The 404-nt window shown below is 46.8% G+C and carries 1 protein-coding gene; it reads left to right on the top strand.

Going from position 1 to position 404, the window contains the following annotated elements:
- Window positions 1–404 (top strand): phage antirepressor KilAC domain-containing protein (locus tag H1S01_RS20890; protein WP_188042199.1); only part of this gene is annotated, 404 nt, incomplete at both ends.

Below are 404 nucleotides of genomic sequence, written 5' to 3' on the forward strand. Positions count from 1 at the left end.
CGTCAGACAGGGTCATACTCAATTTTCTATGACCTCATCCCCAAAACGCTCCCAGATGCACTGCATAAATACGCGGAAGCACTCGAAGAAAACGGTCGCTTAACGGAAAAAATCAATTCCCTCACAGACCAAATTGAGTCCGATGCTCCCAAAGTTGAAGCGTTCAACAGCTTTATTGAATCCCACGCATGGCAAACCATCGCGGAAGCCGCTAAGTCGCTGAATGACGGTCGAAATCGAATCTATCAACTCCTGCGTGAAGAAGGCATTCTCATAAAAAACGGCATGGACAAAAATCTACCGCTGCAAAAATACATCGAACGTGGGTACTTTTCGGTCAAGGAATACACCTTCTGGAAAGATGGACAATGGATGACTCGTTGCCGAACGCTGGTTTCTCCCAC

It is taken from the genome of Heliobacterium chlorum (genome assembly GCF_014502795.1).
GTDB lineage: Bacteria > Bacillota > Desulfitobacteriia > Heliobacteriales > Heliobacteriaceae > Heliobacterium > Heliobacterium chlorum.